Source organism: Paenibacillus pasadenensis (assembly GCF_002864175.1).
Lineage (GTDB): Bacteria > Bacillota > Bacilli > Paenibacillales > Paenibacillaceae > Paenibacillus_O > Paenibacillus_O pasadenensis.
Window position 1 is genome coordinate 3,281,301 of record NZ_NFEZ01000004.1, and the last position, 19,797, is coordinate 3,301,097.

Annotated in this window: 15 protein-coding genes; all 15 read right to left on the reverse strand. The window is 59.6% G+C overall.

Annotated elements, in window-relative coordinates:
- Nucleotides 1-11: 11 nt before the first annotated feature.
- The gene (gene ileS / locus B8V81_RS23850) at nucleotides 12-3,116 is read right to left on the reverse strand and encodes an isoleucine--tRNA ligase (protein WP_101809329.1); all 3,105 of its coding nucleotides are present in this window, start codon (nucleotides 3,114-3,116) and stop codon (nucleotides 12-14) included.
- Nucleotides 3,117-3,571: 455 nt separating this feature from the next.
- Nucleotides 3,572-9,724, reverse strand: coding sequence for a CARDB domain-containing protein (locus B8V81_RS23855; RefSeq protein WP_101809330.1), 6,153 nt, complete (start codon nucleotides 9,722-9,724; stop codon nucleotides 3,572-3,574).
- Complete coding sequence (locus tag B8V81_RS23860) at nucleotides 9,721-10,920, reverse strand: S-layer homology domain-containing protein (protein ID WP_180968516.1); 1,200 nt, start codon at nucleotides 10,918-10,920, stop codon at nucleotides 9,721-9,723. Before B8V81_RS23860 ends, B8V81_RS23855 begins: the two co-directional genes overlap by 4 nt.
- 219 nt (nucleotides 10,921-11,139) lie before the next feature.
- The gene (locus B8V81_RS23865; protein ID WP_101809332.1) at nucleotides 11,140-11,637 is read right to left on the reverse strand and encodes a DivIVA domain-containing protein; all 498 of its coding nucleotides are present in this window, start codon (nucleotides 11,635-11,637) and stop codon (nucleotides 11,140-11,142) included.
- Between the two features lie 252 nt (nucleotides 11,638-11,889).
- Nucleotides 11,890-12,672 (reverse strand): YlmH family RNA-binding protein, encoded by a 783-nt coding sequence (locus tag B8V81_RS23870; protein WP_101809333.1) that lies wholly within the window; start codon nucleotides 12,670-12,672, stop codon nucleotides 11,890-11,892.
- 1 nt (nucleotide 12,673) lies between these two features.
- On the reverse strand, nucleotides 12,674-12,949 hold the full coding sequence (locus tag B8V81_RS23875; RefSeq protein ID WP_101809334.1) for a YggT family protein: 276 nt from the start codon (nucleotides 12,947-12,949) through the stop codon (nucleotides 12,674-12,676).
- A gap of 13 nt (nucleotides 12,950-12,962) precedes the next feature.
- A complete protein-coding gene (locus tag B8V81_RS23880) occupies nucleotides 12,963-13,406 on the reverse strand; it encodes a cell division protein SepF (protein WP_028596999.1) in 444 nt (147 codons plus the stop codon).
- Nucleotides 13,403-14,125: a YggS family pyridoxal phosphate-dependent enzyme gene (locus B8V81_RS23885; RefSeq protein WP_101809493.1), complete on the reverse strand. Its 723-nt coding sequence runs from the start codon at nucleotides 14,123-14,125 to the stop codon at nucleotides 13,403-13,405. The genes B8V81_RS23880 and B8V81_RS23885 overlap by 4 nt, the downstream gene beginning before the upstream one ends.
- 5 nt (nucleotides 14,126-14,130) lie before the next feature.
- A complete protein-coding gene (gene pgeF, locus B8V81_RS23890; RefSeq protein ID WP_101809335.1) occupies nucleotides 14,131-14,994 on the reverse strand; it encodes a peptidoglycan editing factor PgeF in 864 nt (287 codons plus the stop codon).
- Nucleotides 14,995-15,043: 49 nt separating this feature from the next.
- Nucleotides 15,044-15,343 (reverse strand): YlmC/YmxH family sporulation protein, encoded by a 300-nt coding sequence (locus B8V81_RS23895; RefSeq protein WP_028597002.1) that lies wholly within the window; start codon nucleotides 15,341-15,343, stop codon nucleotides 15,044-15,046.
- A gap of 133 nt (nucleotides 15,344-15,476) precedes the next feature.
- Complete coding sequence (sigG, locus tag B8V81_RS23900) at nucleotides 15,477-16,259, reverse strand: RNA polymerase sporulation sigma factor SigG (RefSeq protein ID WP_028597003.1); 783 nt, start codon at nucleotides 16,257-16,259, stop codon at nucleotides 15,477-15,479.
- A 201-nt stretch (nucleotides 16,260-16,460) separates the two neighbouring features.
- Nucleotides 16,461-17,663, reverse strand: coding sequence for a hypothetical protein (locus B8V81_RS23905; RefSeq protein WP_101809336.1), 1,203 nt, complete (start codon nucleotides 17,661-17,663; stop codon nucleotides 16,461-16,463).
- A gap of 9 nt (nucleotides 17,664-17,672) precedes the next feature.
- On the reverse strand, nucleotides 17,673-18,518 hold the full coding sequence (locus B8V81_RS23910; RefSeq protein WP_101809337.1) for a hypothetical protein: 846 nt from the start codon (nucleotides 18,516-18,518) through the stop codon (nucleotides 17,673-17,675).
- The gene (locus tag B8V81_RS23915; RefSeq protein ID WP_028597006.1) at nucleotides 18,515-19,204 is read right to left on the reverse strand and encodes an ABC transporter ATP-binding protein; all 690 of its coding nucleotides are present in this window, start codon (nucleotides 19,202-19,204) and stop codon (nucleotides 18,515-18,517) included. The genes B8V81_RS23910 and B8V81_RS23915 overlap by 4 nt, the downstream gene beginning before the upstream one ends.
- Nucleotides 19,201-19,623, reverse strand: a complete 423-nt coding sequence (locus B8V81_RS23920; RefSeq protein WP_028597007.1) for a GntR family transcriptional regulator — start codon at nucleotides 19,621-19,623, stop codon at nucleotides 19,201-19,203. The genes B8V81_RS23915 and B8V81_RS23920 overlap by 4 nt, the downstream gene beginning before the upstream one ends.
- Between the last annotated feature and the right edge of the window lie 174 nt (nucleotides 19,624-19,797).

A 19,797-nucleotide genomic window follows, 5' to 3' on the forward strand; every position in this document is an offset into this window, starting at 1 on the left:
CGCGGCCCGAATCAGCCGCGGATCAGCAGGCCGAGCGAGCGCTCGCCAAGCTGCACGCGCTCCATGCCGGCCTCGCTGCCGTAGCTGACGCTGCTCAGCAGCACGCTGCTCTGAAGCAGCTCGTCGTTCTCCTGCAGCGCCGCCGTCAGCTCGGCGTCGGCGTCCAGCACGAGCTCGACCCGCTTCTCGATCGGCAGGTCGAGCTTTTTGCGGGTATCCTGCACGGCGCGGATGACCTCGCGTACCCAGCCTTCCCGCTCGAGCTCCGGCGTGATGTCGGTATTGAGCGCCACGGTCACGCCGCCGCCGGAAGCGGAGGCGAAGCCCGCCTTGGCCTGCTTCTCGACGAGCAGCTCTTCGAGCGCGACCGTCGCTTCCTCGCCGTCCGGCGAGGCGAAGACGAAGCTGCCGCCCGTCACGATCGCGCGAGCGCCATCGACGTCCAATCCTTTGAGGTAGGCTTGGATCGGACCGACGTTTTTGCCGAACTTCTTGCCCGCGACCTTGAGGTTCAGCTTGAGGGCGAAGTCGACGAAGCCGCTGTCGCTCGTCTCGACCCGGATCGCCTTGACGTTGATCTCGTCCTTGACGATCTCCTCGTAGTCCGTCAGCGCGAACTCGCCGCTCAGCGAGACGATGAGCTCGGACAGCGGCTGACGCGTCTTGATGCCGGTCTCGTTGCGCACGTTGCGCGCCAGCTCGACGATCGTGCGGGCCGTCTCCATGTCGCGCTCGAGCTCGGCGTCGATCGCCGATTCGTCGACAGTCGGATAGTCGGCCAGATGGACGCTGCCTTTGCCGCCGAGGTTGCCGTAAACATCCTCCGCCAGCAGCGGCGCATACGGCGCGATGAGGCGGGAGAGCGTCAGCAGCACGTCGCGCAGCGTCGCGTACGCGTCCAGCTTGTCGTCGGTCAGGCCGCTGCCCCAGAAGCGGTCGCGCGAGCGGCGGATGTACCAGTTGCTGAGCTCGTCGACGAACGCCTCGATCGCTTTGGCCGAGTTGAGGAAGTCCCAGCTTTCCAGGCCGGTCACGACCGTGCGGACGAGCGTGTTGAGGCGGGAGACGATCCAGCGGTCCAGCTTGGCCGCGGAGACGCGTCCTTGATGCTCGGACGGATCGAAGCCGTCGATGCTCGCGTACAGCGCGAAGAACGCATGCGTGTTGACGATCGTATCGATGACCTTGGACTTCGCTTCGCCGACGATGCCGCGCGAGAACTTCTTGCTGTTCCACGGCGCGCTGTCCGCGAGCAGCGCCCAGCGGAACGCGTCGGTGCCGTACTCGTCGATGATTTCCCAAGGGTCGATGACATTGCCCTTGGACTTGCTCATCTTCTGGCCGTTCTCGTCGAGCACATGGCCGGTCGAGATGACCGCCTTGTACGGAGCTTGCCCGTTGTACAGCGTCGAGACCGCCAGCAGGCTGAAGAACCAGCCGCGCGTCTGGTCGATGCCCTCGCAGATGATGTCGGCCGGATACTGCTCGGCGAAGCGGCCTTCGTTCTCAAACGGATAATGCTGCTGCGCGAACGGCATCGAGCCGCTGTCGAACCAGACGTCGATGACCTCCGGCGTGCGGGTCATGACCGCGCCTTCGGCGAACGGACTGCGCAGCTTCACTTCGTCCACATACGGCTTGTGCAGCTCGAAGTCCTCCGGCAGCTCCGTCACGGAGCGCTCGCGCAGGTCGGCCAGGCTGGACGGCGCGTACTCCTTGCCCGTCGCCTCGCACACCCAGACGTTGAGCGGCGTGCCCCAGTAGCGGTTGCGGCTGATGTTCCAGTCGACGAGGTCCTCGAGGAACTTGCCGAAGCGGCCCTCGCGGATATGGCCCGGGTACCAGTCGACGCCGCTGTTGTTCGCGATCAGCTGCTCCTTGACGGCGGTCGTCTCGATGAACCAGCTCTCGGTCGCGTAATAGATGAGCGGCGATTTGCAGCGCCAGCAGAACGGATAGCTATGCTCGTATTTCTCTTTGGAGAAGAGCAGCCCTTTCTCGCTCAGCATCTTGACGATCTCGATGTCGACCTCGCCGTCCTTGACGAAGCGTCCGGCCAGATCCGTCACCTCGTCGACATAGCGGCCCTGGTTGTTGACGACGGCCAGCAGGCTGATGCCGTTTTTGCGGGCGGTCTTATAGTCGTCGTCGCCGTGCGCCGGCGCGATGTGGACCATGCCCGTGCCGCTCGTGTCGCTGACGAAGTCCGCGCCGATGACGACATGGCCCTTATCGACCGGAACATAGTCGAACGGAGCGCGGTAGGCGAGGCCGACAAGCTCGGCGCCCTTCACGCTGCCGACGATTTCCGGCTTGTCGTCGCCCTTGAACACGCTGTCCACGAGCGCCTCGGCGACGAAGTATACCTCGCCGTCTTTTTTCGCCTTGACGTAGGTCAAATCCGGGTTGACCGCGATCGCCGTATTGGCCGGCAGCGTCCATGGCGTCGTCGTCCAGGCGAGCAGATGGCCTTCGCCGTTCTCCAGCGGGAACTTGACCGTGGCGCTGAGATCCTTGACGTCCTCGTAGCCTTGGGCGACCTCATGCGAGCTGAGCGTCGTCTGGCAGCACGGGCAGTACGGACTGACGCGGTGGCCGCGGTACAGCAGCCCTTTGCCATGGATCGTCGAGAGGATATGCCAGACGCTCTCGATATAGCTGTTCTTGAGCGTGATGTACGGATCGTCCATGTCGGTCCAGTAGCCGATCGCTTCGGTCAGCTCGCGCCATTGGCGCTCGTATTCGAACACGCTCGCCTGGCACTTTTTGACGAATGCCTCGACGCCGTAGTTCTCGATCTCCTGCTTGCCGGAGATGCCGAGCTCCTTCTCCACGCCGAGCTCGACCGGGAGGCCGTGCGTATCCCAGCCGGCCTTGCGCACGACGCGGTAGCCGGACATCGTCTTGTAGCGGCCGATGAAGTCCTTGATGACGCGTCCGAGCACATGCCCGATATGCGGCTTGCCGTTCGCCGTCGGCGGTCCCTCGTAGAACACGAAGTTCGGCTTGCCTGCGCGGTTGTCGATGGAAGCCTTGAACGTCTCCTCCGTCTTCCACTTGTCCAGCACGCGCAGCTCGCGCGCGCGGGCCTTCTCCTTCACATCCACTCTTTGCATCGCTCAACACTCCTCTTGGAAAATAAGCTCTAGAAAATAAAAAAGCCCGCCCCTTGGAAAGGGACGAGCGTAAACTCGCGATACCACCCTGATTCGAACGCATCGGCAGCGGCCTGTCGATCCCGACAGCCGTCAGCGCAAGCGCTCCTCGGCAGCGGATCGAACCTGCGCAATCCGCGTTCCCTGTAACGGAGGACATCCGGCGGCGCTTACTGGGACCGTCCAGCCCTGGGGGCCGAAGCGGCCGATTCGGCGGCGCTTCTCGGAGAGGATGCACGTCTGGGTTCCGAACGCCGGCTTGCAGCTCTGGGCCGGCTCTCTGGGGATCTTCCCCGCAGGGCGCGTGTTCTCGTCAATGAAGTTGCTATGGTTACGGTCGGTCTATCATCGGCATTTCTATACTAGGTTATACCTCATACCGGCAAAAGGTGTCAACCGTCCGTCTGCGGCTGCCGCTACTGCTTGCGGTGCACGCCCGCGGCGCCGAGCGCCGAGCCGATGATGCGGATCGGCACGTCCGCCGTCTTGCGCGTGCCGTTGCGGTACACCACCTCGAAGCGGATCGTATAGGCGCCCTTGGACAGTCCATCCGTCAAATGCGCCCACCGCTCGTCATGCAGCTCGCCCGCATAATGGCGATCGGCCGTCACCGGCTTCAGGATGGTGTGTGCGTCCAGCCCGCCTCCGGCCGTCAAGCTCGCCGTCACCTGCAGCACCGGAGCCGGGACCGGATAGCCTTGCACGATCAGCTTCTCCCCGGCATAAAACTCCTTCGGATGCTGCGCCGTCTCGTGGCCGAGCCGGTCATGGATTTCCTTCCAGTCCGCCGTATGGCCGACATCCGCGCTCAGTCCAAGCGGCACGACCGAGATCGGCTTCGCAGCCGTCGCTTCCGCCTTGCCGTCGCTGACCGTCAGCGTCACCTGATAGGTGCCGGGCAAGGACCGTTCGATGAGCGGCGGAGCCGCATGCACGCTCGTTCGGCCCGACGGGTCGAGCACGGTCCATTTCGCCGTAAGCGCGTCTCCGTCCGGATCGGACGAGCGGTCGAGCATCTGGAGCGGGTCGCCTTCATAGACCGGCTTCGGCGTCCAATCGAAGTCCGCTACGGGCGGGCGGTTCGTTTCAATGTAGAAGAACTTCGGAGCGCTCTCCCCCCAATCGAAGCCGTCCAGAACTCTGACCACGATGTAAAGGTTCGTGTATTCCGGAAGATCGGCTGTAGGGATGTAGGTTCCGTCGCTCCCGTTCTTGATGCCCGAATCGTGGACGATGACGCCCCCATATCGGTAAATCTTCACCTGGTACTTGGCTTGCGGATCGCTGTCGGCATCGCCATAGCTCCATTTGAACTTCGGACGGAATTCGGTCAGTTTCTCTGGCTTCGTCTGATCGGTCGAAGAAGGAACGAAGATGTTGGCCGTCGGAATTCGGTTAACGACTTGTACCGTTTTTGAAACGGTGTCGGTCTGGCCCAGCTTGTCCTCCACCACCTGACGGATTCGGAAAGTCCCCATCGTGCTGAACGTCTTGGTCCACGTCGTCCGGGCCTGGCTGGCCATCTTTTCGGTTCCGCCATCCAGATTCCGGATGAAGTAGTCGTGAGGAAGGTTTTGGCGCGCTCCATCCTCTTTGTCCCATGCGGTCGAATCGATGCTGATCTCTACGCCTCGATACGTCGTCGCGCGGCTCAGGTTGAAGCCGGCGTGCGGAGGCTCGTCCGGCTGCGGCAGCGTGCCGACGTAGACGGTCTTCTCCGTGTAATCGCTCCAGGCTTCGTATTCATCCTTCACCGCCAGGCCAACAGTATATTCTCCGATTTCATCCGGGGTAACCAACTTGGTTCGAACGAATTTGCCCGATGGAGAGAGATAATAGAACTTTTTCTCGAGCACGCCTTTGGTCCGGTAGTAGTCGATGCCCGTCGCTTCGGTCGAGTAATGGCTGCTCGACAGGTAGCGATCGGGGTCCCGGCTGCGGTCCGTCCACAAGACGGTCCCGTTCGAAGCGAGCGAGACGTCGAAGTCCGAAATTGGCGGCCGGTGGATGATGACATCGCGTACCGACTCGTTGCTCTCCTTGCGGTATTCGTCGAAGTCCATCTTCGGATAGAGATAGTCAGGATGCGGATCATCCTTGGACTTGTAGCTGATTCGGTACAAGCCTACCTTGTCGATGACGGCGGCCGGAGAGGTGAACCACTTCCCGCTCAAGGCAGACGCGCCTGATTTGCCGTCCTGGGCATCGAGGAATTTCTGCGCCAGCTGGACGTACTTCCAGGAAGTCAGATCTTTGATTAGCGGATCGTTTTCCGTGTCCGTGTTCCGGATCGTATAAATGAGCGGTCTTCCGACGAGGCCGACGCCGTTCAGCACGGTTGACGTACTGATTGGTGTCAGGTCCGTATAGCTCACCTGGAAAAATTCCGTTTTGGGAATCTCGGCGAACGGCCCGAACTTCCCTTCGGTGTACGTAGTCTCGTTGATGTCGATGACAGGCGTGCCGTCCACGTAGACCTTGATCTTTCCGTCGAGAACTTGAATCTTAAACGTGTACTTTTGGGCCAGATTGATTGGATAGGATGCGCTTTGAAGCACCTTCCTCGTTCCTCCGGCGACCCGAACCAGGCTGACCGAGTCATGATTGACCTCAACGCGGTACATGTTCCGGTTATCCTGCGCGTGGAACGAATAGCCCGAATAGAGATACGACGGAGCTGACATGTTAAGCTTCATCTTGAAACTGTACGAGACATTCTTCATCTTTGCTTGACCGAGCAATTGGTTGTGGGAAGAGATATAGGCTCCTTCCGGCCGACTTTCGCGAGGCGCATAGACTTCTGTTCGCCGGTCGTTGGTTGCCACCGTAAAAGCACCGTTGTTGATCGGCACGGCGAAATTGCCTACGGCCGCCAGCTGCGTGAGCGAGAAGTCGGACGTGCTGATCTTGTATAGCGTCTCCCGGTCTTGGAAGACGAAGTTGTTCTGATTATCAATCCGTATGTTTCTATAAATGGACTGCAGCTGAGGATAATCTCGGATGGTCGTTATCGTTCCGTTATCTTGAATTCGGATCAGCTTTGCCCCTCGCTCGTAGTTGTCCAGCAAAGCGTAGTTCGTATCGGTCACGTGCATGACTCGGGTCCCATAGTCAAAGCTGGAGATTGGATCCGCGTAGGAGTAGGGATGGTTCCGATCATAAACACCCGTGTTGGTTACGACCCATTTTCCATCAAACGTGACAAAGATACGGTCGTCTGGTGTACGAATAAGGTTCTGGTACCGGTCCGTGTCATCCTCCAGATTCCGGCTAAAATAGACTTTCGATGAACTGGAGAAGGTACGGTACGACGAGGTGACATAGTTCATGTCTTTATCGACGCTGCCGGCGACAATGGACTCGGCTCCGAGAATATAGTTATGCTCATATTCAGTGTTGTTGTACCATTGCTTTTCGCTCTTCACTCCGTCCCATGTGAACGATGTTTTTAGTGGAGTTCCGTTGCTGCTGTTCTGGTACTCCGCATAGTAGTAGAGATGGTCGGAAAAAGCTGTCGGCAAGCTGCCTGCATTCAGGTTCGGCGTCGTTCCCAGTACCGTAGGGTAATCGACTTTGATCCATTTGCCGTTGGCATACACTTCTCCCCGTATGGCAAACGGGGTTCCGGCAGGATTAAGGAAGGAATCGGCGTAGTAGCTTCTGATTTTGCTGGCATCGCCATACAGCCGGGTGTGCACAATCCCCGTGTACAGATCAACTGCAACGATGCCTTCTAGTCCCGTTCGGCTGCCGATTTTCACTCCATCCCGATAAAAATCGTACGTGTAGACGTACGTATTTTTATCGTAGTTGGAGATGGCCGTGACGCCGCCAGATAAAAGGGCTGACTGCATGAAACCGGTAAAGGAACGATCATCGACCGGATTGCTGCGTACGGTCCGAGGATATCCGTCGCTTCCAACCATGAAGAGCTCCGCCCGGTTGAACGTCGCCCACGGGGCAGCCAAGGCTCCATTTGCTGGATTGTAGACCCAGGAAGAAATTTTTGTCTCGGCTCCAAAGTTGCTGTTTCCCCACTTGGTGCGATCTTCTGCCATTGTTTTCGTGCTGATCGGTACCGACACAAGGGGTTCAGGCTCCAGGCTTTCAGAAGTGACGTCGAACGATACCTGCGGGGCGTCGTTGATGACCTCAAAGTCAAAGTAGCCTGTAGCCTCCTTGCCGTAGTCTTCTTTTACATACACTTTGAATCGATACCGGCCGACTTTGGCTCCTTTGAAGTCAAACGTCTTGTCTGCTCGCATGGTGATGGTGACTTCGGGTTCGGAGTAGTTGCCGTCATTATTCGCATCGTAGCGATACGCCACCTGGTTCAGGACGATATTGTCACCGTCCGGAGAGTAGCTGGTGTTTTTGAACGCGACGCTTGCATTCCGTAGCGCTGGACTCGGAAACTCCAGCTTGGGAACGGGCGGCATGTCTTCGAGGACAGTAAGCATCTTTTCGGCCGGCTGGAGCGACTTCAAGCCTAAACTGTCATAGACATCCAGCTTGATCTTGTACTCGCCCGGCGTGTCGTAGATTTCTCTGATGCCAGACCACTCGTCGCGAGCGTGGTCAATGGTCCGCCCTTTGATTGGACTGTAGCTGCTGTTAGCGTCAAATTTAGGGGAGTAGGGCCGTTCTTCCCGGATTTGAGATGGACCATTGATGATCGGAATCGGGTTGGGCGGCACGACATTGATGCTGGTGCATCCGCTGCCGGTGGCTCCCCACTGGTCCCGGACGGTGGCGCAGATAGAATAAAATCCATTCTGATCCATCGTGACGTTTGGATACTCCCACATCATCGTCTCGCCGCCGAATCGATTCGGAAGATTGCGAATCCATTCGCTGGAACTCCCGGAGAAGTCATAGCCTTCAAATGTTACGCTGTCCCCTGGATCGGGATCCGAAATGCTGAGCACGTTCAAGGTCAGGCGCTCATTCTGCGGCGTTGAAGAGACCGGTTTCGTCGGATCACCGGACGGATCGATCCACCCGATTTTGATGACCGGCGGGCTGTTCTTGGACGGGCCGGTAATCGTCAGCGTCTTGGGGCCGACCTGTACTTCTCCGCAGTTTGTCTTGAGAATCATGTAGACCTGGAATGTGCCGACTCCTAGCAGGGACGGCCATTTGTCGAACGGATAAGAAGTCTCCGTCGAGTAATTGGAATAAGCTGGGCTTGTATAGGTGTACGGCCCCTGCTTGATTTGCCAGGTATGAGAAACATAGGTGCACAGGTTCAGGACAAAATCTTTGGGTTTTAAAGAGAAGGTGTCCCGATAGGCAATGACAGGCTTTATGACGTCAAAATCACCAGAGAAATTCTTGATTGGCGTCGGTGTTGGCTGCTGTTCGTTCGGCCGAAAGGTTCCGTCTGCTGTGTTGTTGGTTTCGCTGGCCTCGTCGATCGTGTTGGCCGAGTCTACCGTCAGCCGGAACGTCTTGGCAGCGCTGGAGGTGAAGGTGCTGGTGAACGTCAGCGACCGGCTCGCCCCCGCCTTCATGGAGGGAACGGATTCGGATTTCAAGACCGTTCCGGTTCCAACATCCTTCACGTTCACGGTAAACGACTTGTTGATGTCGAGGTTCTCGTTATGATAGTCGGCCGTGAACGTCGCGGCCTTTCCAAGCTCGATCATCCCGGATGCTCGGATGCTGTCCGCGACGAGATCGGGTTTGGAGGCGTCGATCGGCTCGTAGGTGACGGTCAGCGTATATTCGACGCTGTATGTCTTGGCCTCCCATGTCGTCGTCGAGTTGAGCGGGTAGCGGCGGCCTTGGACGTTGCCGGAGCTGCCGTCGAGCAGCTGCCAATCCATTCCTTGTGTGTTATTGCCATTGCCAAGCATCAGGCTCACCTTGACATACCCGTAGCCGGGCTTTCCTTTGCCGGTATCGGTTATCGTCTGGCCGCTGAGCGGTACCGCTCCGGTAATTGTGACGGAGCTTGGCTCGATGAAGGCGTAGGAGATCGTTTCATCTTTGTCCACTCGTTTGAATGTTTCCGGTGCACCTAACGCATCGGACCAGGCGGCAGCGGAACCATCCGAGTAGCGCAACCTGGCGTCGATTGTCGCGCCGGAGCTGTCCCGAACCGGAATTTCGCCCGGATATTGAGAGATGCCGTTTGCAATGGTGGAGGCATCCGCCGTAAAGGTATATGCTCCCGTCCCTTCGCCTGCCATCGTCCATTGCTTTCCGCTGGAGTTCCGCCAGATGTCATAGTACATTCTGGACTCTCTCGTACCATAGAGCAGAATTTCCTTCCCGTTAACAGGCGGAAGCTCGATCTTCCCAGTGCTCTCGTTATAGGAGCCCAGCTGCCCTTTAAGGTTTCCGTTGATGGTGAATGACCAGGACTTGACCTTTTTCCCGGACACTTTAACGACTTGAGTCTGTAAGCCTTCGACGATCGGCGTCTTGTGGTATCCACCGCCATTTCCGGTGAACGTTGCCGTATTAGGATTTGCTGCAGCTGCGGATGGAAGAAGCCACACGCCGGGATCGATCAAGGAGACCAGAAACGAAAGCAGTAATAGAACGCTTAGCTTGCTTTTCATGCATCATTTCCTCCAAAGATGCTTCCATTCTTGCTTCCTAAGTAAAGCAAATAGTGATCGTTTCCGAAGGTCTCGAAATAGAAGTATTCACCATTAAATTTTTTGGCTCGCTCGACGATCTCTTTCTTAATCGCATAGAACACCCAAACTTCCTTGGAGTTGATCGTACTCATGGAGAAATCCAGTTCTGTTGCGAACGGGCCTTCATTGCGAGAATCGCTTACGGGAAGTGCCGCTACAAAATAAGGCGCTCCAATCATGTCCCTAAATTGGTAGTTCAATTTCTTGACCGTTTGCGTGTTGCTGAGCTTGATCCGCATCGCCATCATATATTCATTTTTCCATAGGTCTTTGGTTGTTTTTACAATGCCGCGTGGATTTCTCCAGTCGTACTGCTCCAACGTCCCGTTCGGCAGCCAGCTCCGATACGGACTGTTCTTGTCATCCATATCGAGGATGAGAATCTGCTTGAACTCCCCGTTGACGTAGTTCCGGATCTTCGCCTTGAACGGCAGCTGGCGGAAGTTGCCGCCCCACATCGTTTCCACGTTCGTGCCGGTATAAGCCACTTCCGCATAAGACGCGGCTCGCTTGTCCACTGGCAGCGATCCGCCATCCAGCAGCGTCAGCATGCGGTCGATGACGACCGTCGCCTGTGCGCGCGTCGAGCTTTCCTTCAGGCCCAGCTCGCCTCCGGATAAGCCGGACAGAATGCCGCGCTTCGTCGCTTCATAGACGAGCTGAGGATCGGTCGTTTTGGCCTGCCGCAGCTTCTCGTCCACGGCCCGCACGACGAGCCGCGCCATTTCCTGACGGCTGATCGGCTGGGACCAGCTGCCGTTGAAGTCGCTCGTTTTATGGACGCCGGCGCTGACCGCCGCTTGAATGTACGGAACATGCCAAGCTTGGCCCGCCGCCGCTTCGCCTACCGGAAGCCCCAGCGCGGAATCGGTCATCTTGATGAACTCGGCGCGAGTAATCGACCGGTCGGGGCAGAACAGGCTGTCTCCGCAGCCATTGACAAGCCCCTTGCCTGCCAATTTGGCCACCGAGGCGTAGTACCAAGCCGAAGAATTCACATCCGAGAATGCAGTTGCAGAAGCGGCTTCAGTCTTCGACATCAGCGCCCCTCCGCTAACTGTACCCATCAATAATCCAGCTACCGCTAAAGACATCCATGTTTTTTTCATCTGCATTCCAATCATCCTCCATCTATGAAGTTCGTTCCTTTAAGATAAATTCAGCATTCGAAATTCTCGCTTTTCCACTCCATGACTCCTCTATTTATCGGCATTCCCCACCTTCCCCGACACGAATTACCTCCATAAAAATCCAGAAAAAAGGCAAAAAGCACCCGTTCGCGTGTTGCTCGTGCGAACGGGTGCTTCCCGTAGCGGATTGCTATGCGGTTGAACTCAGCGGCTCGAATGCTCGATCGACAGCGAGCTCGATGCGCTCTCAAGCTTGTCCCAGCCGTCCTGGGACAGCAGCTCCAGCTGCGCCTCGACGAGCGTACGGAACCGCATGCGGTAGATGGATGCCTGCTTCTTGAGCTCCTCGACCTCGAGGCTCACTTTGCGGGACTTCATCAGCGAATCGTTGACGATGCGGTCCGCATTCTTCTCCGCTTCCTTGATGATGAGCTGGGCTTCCTTCTTGGCGTTGCCCTTGACTTCGTCGGCCGCTTCCTGCGCCACGATGATCGTCTTGCTGAGCGTTTCCTCAATATTGGCGAAATGATTCAGCTTCTCCTGCAGGTTGAGGATTTGGTTTTGCAGGTCCTTGTTTTCCCGGATCAGCGCCTCGTAATCCTTGATGACCTGATCGAGGAACTCGTTGACCTCATCCTCGTCATACCCGCGAAGTCTCCGGCCGAACTCCTTGTTATGTATGTCCAATGGCGTCAGCGGCATTGGGGCACCTCCTGCTTGGTTGGATTCCTGATGTCTTGGCCGTCCATGGTGTGGCTTATTGATTTCGACAGGTAAAGGCATTTTCCTGCAAAATCCACACGCCGCGAAAAAAAAGACGTCCTTTTTACTATCGGCAAAAACAGACCCTCTCAACAGATCCTTCGCCCTGTAAAAAAAAGGATGACCCCGGCCTGCCCTGCATTCGCGGCGGCGGGTCATCCAGCGCGCCATCCGGCGACGCTTCCTGCTTTGCTAGACGTATTTGCCCGCGCGAACGCGGATACGGCCTTTTTTGGTGACGCCGTCGACCTCAAGCAGCTTGAATCGCCCCAGCCCCTTGATGGAGACGACGTCCCCTTCGCGCAGCGGCTTGGACGGGTCCTCCTCGGTGCGCCAGTTGACGCGGCAGCGGCCGGCGCGGATCGGATCGACGATCTTCGTCCGGCTGATCCGGTAGACGTCGCTGGCGACGCCGTCCAGCCGCAGCGAGGCGACGGTGAACGTCATCTCGTCCATCTCCACGGCGACGGGGCGCAGCGCCTCCAGCGGCTTGGCGGAGGTCAGCACGTTCACCCGGTGGACTTGACGCAGATGGACGTTGAGAAAATCGGCGATGTCCGACGCCACGAGCAGCTGCGCGCCCTCGTCGCCGACGTGGATGTCGCCGATGCGGTCGCGCTTGATGCCGAGGCCGAGCACCGCGCCGAGATAATCGCCGTGATCGAGCTCCAGCCGCCCGCCGGACGGCGCTTCGATGTCGAGCACGACGATGGCGATGTCCTCCGCATCGAGGTATCGGTACTCGGGCGCGATGAGCGCTCTCCGGCGCTCCGCGCCCTCGTAGCCTCCATCGAGCCGAACCGTCACCGCCGGCTCGCGATTGGCTAGAGACAGCAGGATGCTCTGCTGGCGCGGATCTAAAAAATCGGTCCGCTTGAGCTCATGGAGCTCCGCGGACCGCTCGATCCATTCCAGCACGCGATCCACGAAGGGCCGCTCTTCCGGAAGGAAATGATCGTAAAACCCCGACATCATCCTAGCGTCCGATCAGAAAATCCAGAACTCCGATCAGCCCGTACGCGACGAAGCGAAGCGCGAACAGGGCGACGATCGGGCTGATGTCGAGCATGCCGCCGATCGGCGGGATGAAGCGGCGGAAAATGCTCAGGTAGGGCTCGACCAGCTTGCCCAGAAACTCGCCGATAAAGCTCTCGCGCGCGTTGGGCAGCCAGGAGAGCAGAATATAGCCGATGATCATGAAGCTGTAGATCGTCTCAAGCGTATCGATGAGACGGACGTAGTCGAATCCCAACGGTTAGGTCACCTCATCTTTTTCTGAAATCTTCTTCTGCCAGCATTTCCGTTATGGTGCCCTGAACATCGACTGAATCCGGCGTGCACAAGAAAATATTTGGACCGAGCTTGGAAATATGCCCGTTCAGCGCATAGACCGTGCCGCTCAGGAAATCGACGATGCGGACGGCGAGGTCCGTGCGGACGCGCTGCAGATTCACGATGACCGAGCGCCGGTTGCGCAGATGGTCCGCGATTTCCTGAGCCTCGTCGTAGGAACGCGGCTCGTTCAGCACGACCCGCATGTTCTTCTGGGAATGGATGCTGACGATGTTGCTGCCTTTGGATTGCTTACGCGTTTCGGCCGGAGAGGTTTCAACTTCCTGCTCGTCATGCGCCTGTACGGTCTCGCGCTCGATGATCTCCTCCTCGTCCTGCAGGCCGAGGAAATTCATGAACCGGTTCATCACCTTCACACACGCTCCTCCTCATGGCCCACCAGGACGGTTCCAAGCCTCACCCGGGTGGCGCCTTCCTCAATCGCGATCTCGAAATCGTTGGACATGCCCATCGACAGCTCTCTCAGCGGCTCCGCGAACCAGCCCTTGGCGTTGGCCTCGTCGCGCAGCTCGCGCAGCCGGCGGAATACCGGCCGAGTCGCCTCCGGGTCCTCCTCATGCGGAGCCATCGTCATCAGCCCGACTGGGAGGACGGACGGATAATCCCGCAGCCCTCTCGCCAGCTCCTCCAGATCCGCTGGCTCCAGGCCGTGCTTGGACAGCTCGCCGGAGACGTTCACCTGGATGAAGCAGGGCACCTGGATGCCGAGCGCGGCCGCCTTGCGGTGTATCGCCTCCGCCAGCGGGAGCCTGTCCAGCGAATGGATGTATGTAAACTTGCCTACGACGTCCTTGGCCTTGTTGGTCTGCAGCGAGCCGATGAAATGCCACTCGGGCGCTTCCCCGGCCCGCTCCGCTCCGTACTCCTCCGCCAGCGCCTCCCACTTGGCGCGGGCGTCCTGCCAGCGGTTCTCGCCGAGCTGGCGGCAGCCCGCCGCCAGCGCCTCGCGCGTCCGCTCCAGCGAGACATACTTGGTGACCGCGATGACGCTCACCTCGCGGGGATCGCGCCCCGCACGGCGGCACGCCTCCGCGATCCTCCGGTCTACTTGCGCCTTGCGCTCCAAGAGCGACATCGGCGTCACCTGCCCTTCATGCCGATCCAGCTCGCCATCCTTCCCGTGCGCCCTCCCTCCATGCGGTGGGAGAAGAACAGGTCGCGGCGGCAGCCGGTGCACCACTCCGAACATTCGATATGGGTCGGCAAAATTCCTGCTTTTATCATAATCTGTCGGTTCAGCTCTTTCAAGTTCAGGCGGCCGTGCCCTGGCGACGACGGCTCGATCGTCTCGGCCAGCCGGACGATGCCCGCCTCCGCCAGCTCCGCGAGCAGCGGCCGGACGCGCTCGAGCACCGGCTCATCCACGTCGTAGCAGCACGGACCGATGGACGGACCGATCGCCGCGCGGATGTCCGCCGGCACGCTGCCGTACCGCTCCGCCATCGCCCCGACCGTGCGGCGGGCGATCTCGAGCACGGTGCCTTTCCAGCCGGCATGGGCCAGCGCGACCGCCTCTCGGACGGGGTCCCAGAAATAAAGCGGCACGCAGTCGGCATACAAGGAGACGAGCAGCACGCCGGGCTCATCCGTCATGAGCGCGTCGGTGTCCGGCACGGCCGTCGCGCGGCTCGACAAGCCCCGCCCCGCGTCCGCCGCACCGACCGCCTGCACCGCGCAGCCGTGCACCTGCTCGCCGCAGACGAACGCCCCCGCCGGCCAGCCGAGAGCTTCCGTCAGCCGGCGGCGGTTCTCGATGACGTCCTCGTCGCGGTCGCCGACATGCAGCCCGAGATTGAGCGACGCCCACGGCTCGCCGCTCGCCCCGCCGCTTCTTCCCGTGAAGCCGGCTGTCAGTCCGTCCTTTTCCTTTACCCATGATTCCAACAAAAAAAGCGAAGCTTCCTTCGCCTCATCCCGTCTATGTCGCTGAACGAACGGCTCCATCCGAATCCTCACCTCGCCGTCTAGTGTAGCACGGGCGTCTGCGTCCCCGCTACGGCTCCCGCCGCTGCAGCGGCTTCACCTGAATGTCGTCGTCCTCCAGATACGTCTTCGCGCCGGCATTCTCCATGCGCACGAGCACGACGTCGGCTCCGATCTTGACGATGTTGCGCCAGGGGATGACGAGCTCGCTGCCGTTGCCGAACATGCCGAAAAACTTCGTGTAATGCGGCACGACGATCGATTCGATCCGCCCCTGCCGCAGGTCGATCTCCATGTCGGTGATCTGGCCCAGACGCTTGCCGTCGATGATATTGATGACATCCTTCGTCTGAAAGTCGGAGATTTTCATGATCATGAGGCGCACTTCCCGTCCTAGGATGGTTTCGGTCCCTTCCATGTATATGTTCCGGACGAGGCGAACAGCCCTCCGGACGCGGAAAAAAAGGCGCCGATCGGCGCCCTTTGAGTTCTGAATCCGCTATTCAGGTCTTCACATGCTTCTGCAGCTGCTGGATGGCCGACTTCTCGAGGCGCGACACCTGAGCCTGGCTGATGCCGATCTCGTCCGCGACCTCCATCTGCGTCTTGCCCTCGAAAAACCTCATGGAGAGGATCATCTTCTCGCGCTGGGCAAGCTTGTGCATCGCCTCGCGCAGCGCGATCTCCTCGATCCAGCCGACATCTTTGTTGCGGTCGTCGCTGATCTGGTCCATGACATAGATCGGATCGCCGCCGTCGTGGTAGATCGGCTCGAACAGCGAGACCGGATCCTGGATCGCGTCCAGCGCGAACACGACATCCTCCTTGGGCACGCCGAGCGCCTCGGAAATCTCGAAAATCGTCGGCTCGCGGGAATTCTGGTTCGTCAGCGCGTCGCGCACCTGCAGCGCCTTGTAGGCGATGTCGCGCAGGGAGCGGGAGACGCGGATCGGATTATTGTCCCGCAAATAGCGCCGGATCTCGCCGATGATCATCGGCACGGCGTAGGTCGAGAACTTGACGTTCTGACCGAGATCAAAGTTATCGATGGCCTTCATCAGCCCGATGCAGCCGACCTGGAACAGATCGTCCACGAACTCTCCGCGATTGTTGAACCGCTGGATGACGCTGAGCACCAGCCGCAGGTTTCCATTCACCAGCTTCTCTCTGGCCGACCACTCGTTTTTCGTCTGAAGAGCGGTGAACAGCTCTCTCATTTCAACATTGGTAAGGACGGGGAGTTTGGCGGTATCCACTCCACAGATCTCGACTTTATTTCGGGTCAACGTGACTACCTCCCAAGGAGAAACATTAATAAGCATTATCTCCTCGGGCTTCATTTTTATTCCTGCCGGAAGCTCCGTCCGCATCCCCCGAGAGCATCCGGTAAGCGCCTTCAGGCAGGCGCCGGAAGGGTTTCCCAATCGCCAGCGCGAGATAAAAAAAACCGGGGCAGGATTGCCCCGGCTTGGACCGGCATAGACGGTTCATTTCCCATAGAAATTCAAGGAGAAATACTTGTAGTCGACCGGCTCCGCGCGCGGATCGGCCTGCTCCACGCTGCCCCGGTACAGGACGCGGCGCGAAGCTTCGTCGTAGACGACGACGGTCGGTTTTTTGCCGGAAACGAGGCTGTCATAAATTCGGCCGTCCTGCAGCCGGATGCTCCGCTGAGTCGTGTCCGATTCAGCGAGCGCGAACGGCTCCGCAGCCGCTTCTCCCGAGCGCGGGTCGAGGAAGTGGATGACGGGCTTTTCAATATGCTCCTTGAAAGCATAGAGAATTCCGCCGTGCAGGCGCGGCTCCAGCCCTTGCTTGAGCCGATCCATGCCCGCCTTGGGCAGATCCCATGTCTCGCCGCTGGCATAATCGTAGCCGACGAGGCGCCACTCCTGCAGCACTTGCTTGGGCTCTGCTTGTCCGTCTTCCGCCATGCCATGCTTGAGCCGCTTCACGTTCAGCATGACGATGCCGGAGGCGTCCATCCGCCGCACCTCCTCGATGAGCTCCACAGTCGTTTCGCGAGGCAGCTCCGTTTCAGGCACATTACGGAAAACCTCGACCGTGCCGACCCGCTCTCCGGAGGCGCTGTCTACAATGTGGTCCTCGTAAACCCACAGACGCTGCCCCTCCGTCAACGGCGAGTAGTCGCCGCGGACCAAAAGATGGATCCGTCCGTTCTCCAACTGCACGTCCACGATGCTGCGGTTGTAAGAATGAAAATCAGACTGCTTCGTTCCTGCCGGAAGCTCGATCGGAAGCTCGAGCTCGCGGACGCCGCCGCTCGCCCGGTCAAGCAGGCGGACGTCGATCGTCGAGCGCTCGTCGTCCAGATCGGCTCCGATGACCGTAGCGTCATCCCGATAGTACGAATCATCCATCCGATGGCCCCTCATGAACGAGCGATGGGCGAGGATGAGCTCGTTCCGCTCCGAGTAGTAGTGATTCGGCTCCATCAAGTCATGGAACGGCGCGGAAAGGAACCGGCTGCCGGTCCGCTCTCTGCCGCCGTCAGCCGTCAATCGGGAGCCGAGGCCGTCCAGGACGAAGCCGTTCATGACCGCTGCGTCCCCCTCCTCCGTCACCAGCCGGTAAGGAGGCTTGCGATCCGCTGCCGCGGCGGCGACGTAACCGATCAGGACGAGCGCGCTGAGCGCCGCCAGTCCGATGCTGTATCCGTATTTTTTCATAAGTCCTCCTTAGACCGAGACCTTGCCGCGCAGCAGACGCCAGCCGAGCCAGAGGGCCGCTGCCGCGCTGACGAGCAGCACGCCGATGAAGAGCGCCAGTAGCTCGGTAGGGTAAAGAAAGCTGCCCCTGTCCTCCGCCCCTGCCCATAGCCAGACGAGCAGCACGAACGCCGCCGCGCTGAGCGCCAAGCCTCCGAGCAGTCCTTTGAGCCGGTAGCTGCGCTCGAGCAGCGCCGTCGTGAACAGCAGCAGCACGATGACGAGGCCGAGGCCGTACACGAGCAGGAATTCCGTCAGCCGCACCGGAATGAAGATGACGAGATCCGTGCTTCGGATCGTATCGATGAACGTTCGTTCGATGCGCAGCTGGTGCGGAATCTGGACGTGGTACAGCAGCATCTGTCCGGCGACGATGACGATCTGCCAGGCGAACAGGCTGAAGACGAACGTCAGGATCGCGACCAGCTTGGACAGATAGAGGAGAAAACGGGGATGAGGCAGCATGAGCAGCCGGTAGGCGAAGCTCGCCCGGCCGAACCAGTCCCGGTACCAGATGATCAGCGTGTAGGCGGCGACGACGACAATGCAGCAGGCAGTCGCGACGCCCGTAACGCCGTCCAGCTCTCCAAGCAGCTCCAGCAGGGAAAGGCCGCTGTTTTGGAGCTTGAATTCGGCGAGCGTCATGCCGCTCCGCTCGATCTGGCTTTCGATCTGGCTGAGCCGGGTTCGGGTCACCATCGACAGCCCGCCAAGCTGGATCAGCGCGACGAGCGCCATCAAGCCGAGGAGAATGCCGCGGAACCGGCGGATTTCCAGATCCGCCAGCTTGAGCAGCGCAATCAGATTCGTCTTCATCCCCGGTACACCTCCCTCATGACGTCGATGACCGACTTGCCGTGCTCCTCGCGCATCTGCTCGCAGTCGAAGTCGCGGACGACGCGGCCTTGATCCAGCAGCACCGCATGGTCGATCAGATGCTCGATGTCGCCGATCTCATGCGTCGTGATGAGCACGCCCCGGTCCTCGACGAGCTGGCTCGTGAACACCTCGGCGATCAGCTCGCGGCTGAACAGGTCGATGCCGGAGAAGGGCTCGTCCATGAGCACGTAGTCGACGTCCTGCGCCATGCCGAGCACGAGGTTGAACTTCATCGCCGTGCCCTTGGACAGGCGGCCGATCTTCTCTCCCCGCTCCAGGCGGAAAAAGCTCATCAGATCCTCGGCCCGCGCCGGATTCCAGCGCGGATAGAAGTCGGCCATGAACTGCAGGCCGTCGCGCAGCCGCATCGAGCCCGGCATCGTCAGCCGGTCGGGGATGAAGGCGATCGTATTGTATGCGGCGGGCGAGATCGCCTGGCCGCCGATGCGGATGCTCCCGCCGTCGATCGGCGTCAGCCCCATGATCGCCTTCAGCACCGTCGACTTGCCGGCGCCGTTCAGTCCGATCAGGCTGGTGATCTGCCCCTTCTGCGCCTGGAACGAGACGCCGCCGAGCACTTGCTTGCGCCGGTATTTCTTGCGGATGTCGCTTACCTCGATCATGGCAGCGGCCCTCCCTCGCTCGGCTCAGCCGCTGCTTCGCCCCGCCCGTATTTCTCGCGCACGAGCTCGACCAGCTCCTCGACCGGAGCGTCCAGACGGCGCACCGACTCGACGAATGCCTGAACCGCCTCGCCGAGCAGCTCGGAGCGGATGCTTCTCAGCGTGGCCGCATCGCTCGTGATCCGGCTGGGAGAATTGCCTTCCGTGACGATCAATTGCTGTTCCTCCATTTCCTTGTACGCCTTCTGGGCCGTGTTGGGGTTGATCTTCATCCGCGCCGCGAGCTCCCTGCGGGAAGGCACATGCTGTCCCGCCTCCAGCCAGCCGGTCGCGATCAGCTCCTTGAAGTGCCGGACGACCTGCAGGTAGACCGGATCGCGGCTGTTCATGGCCAGCTCCGGCCATTCGTCGATGCCCATCTCACACCTCGCTTCTAAGTGTGTGTACTACTTGGTTCATACACGATCTATGTGTATTATGCCCGTCATACACCTATCCTGTCAATGGCTAGAATAAAATAGCCGCCCTCCACGATGGGAAAGGCGGCGTTTAGCGGCTTCCGATGCGTAAATGCCGGCTCGCGCAGACCGGCG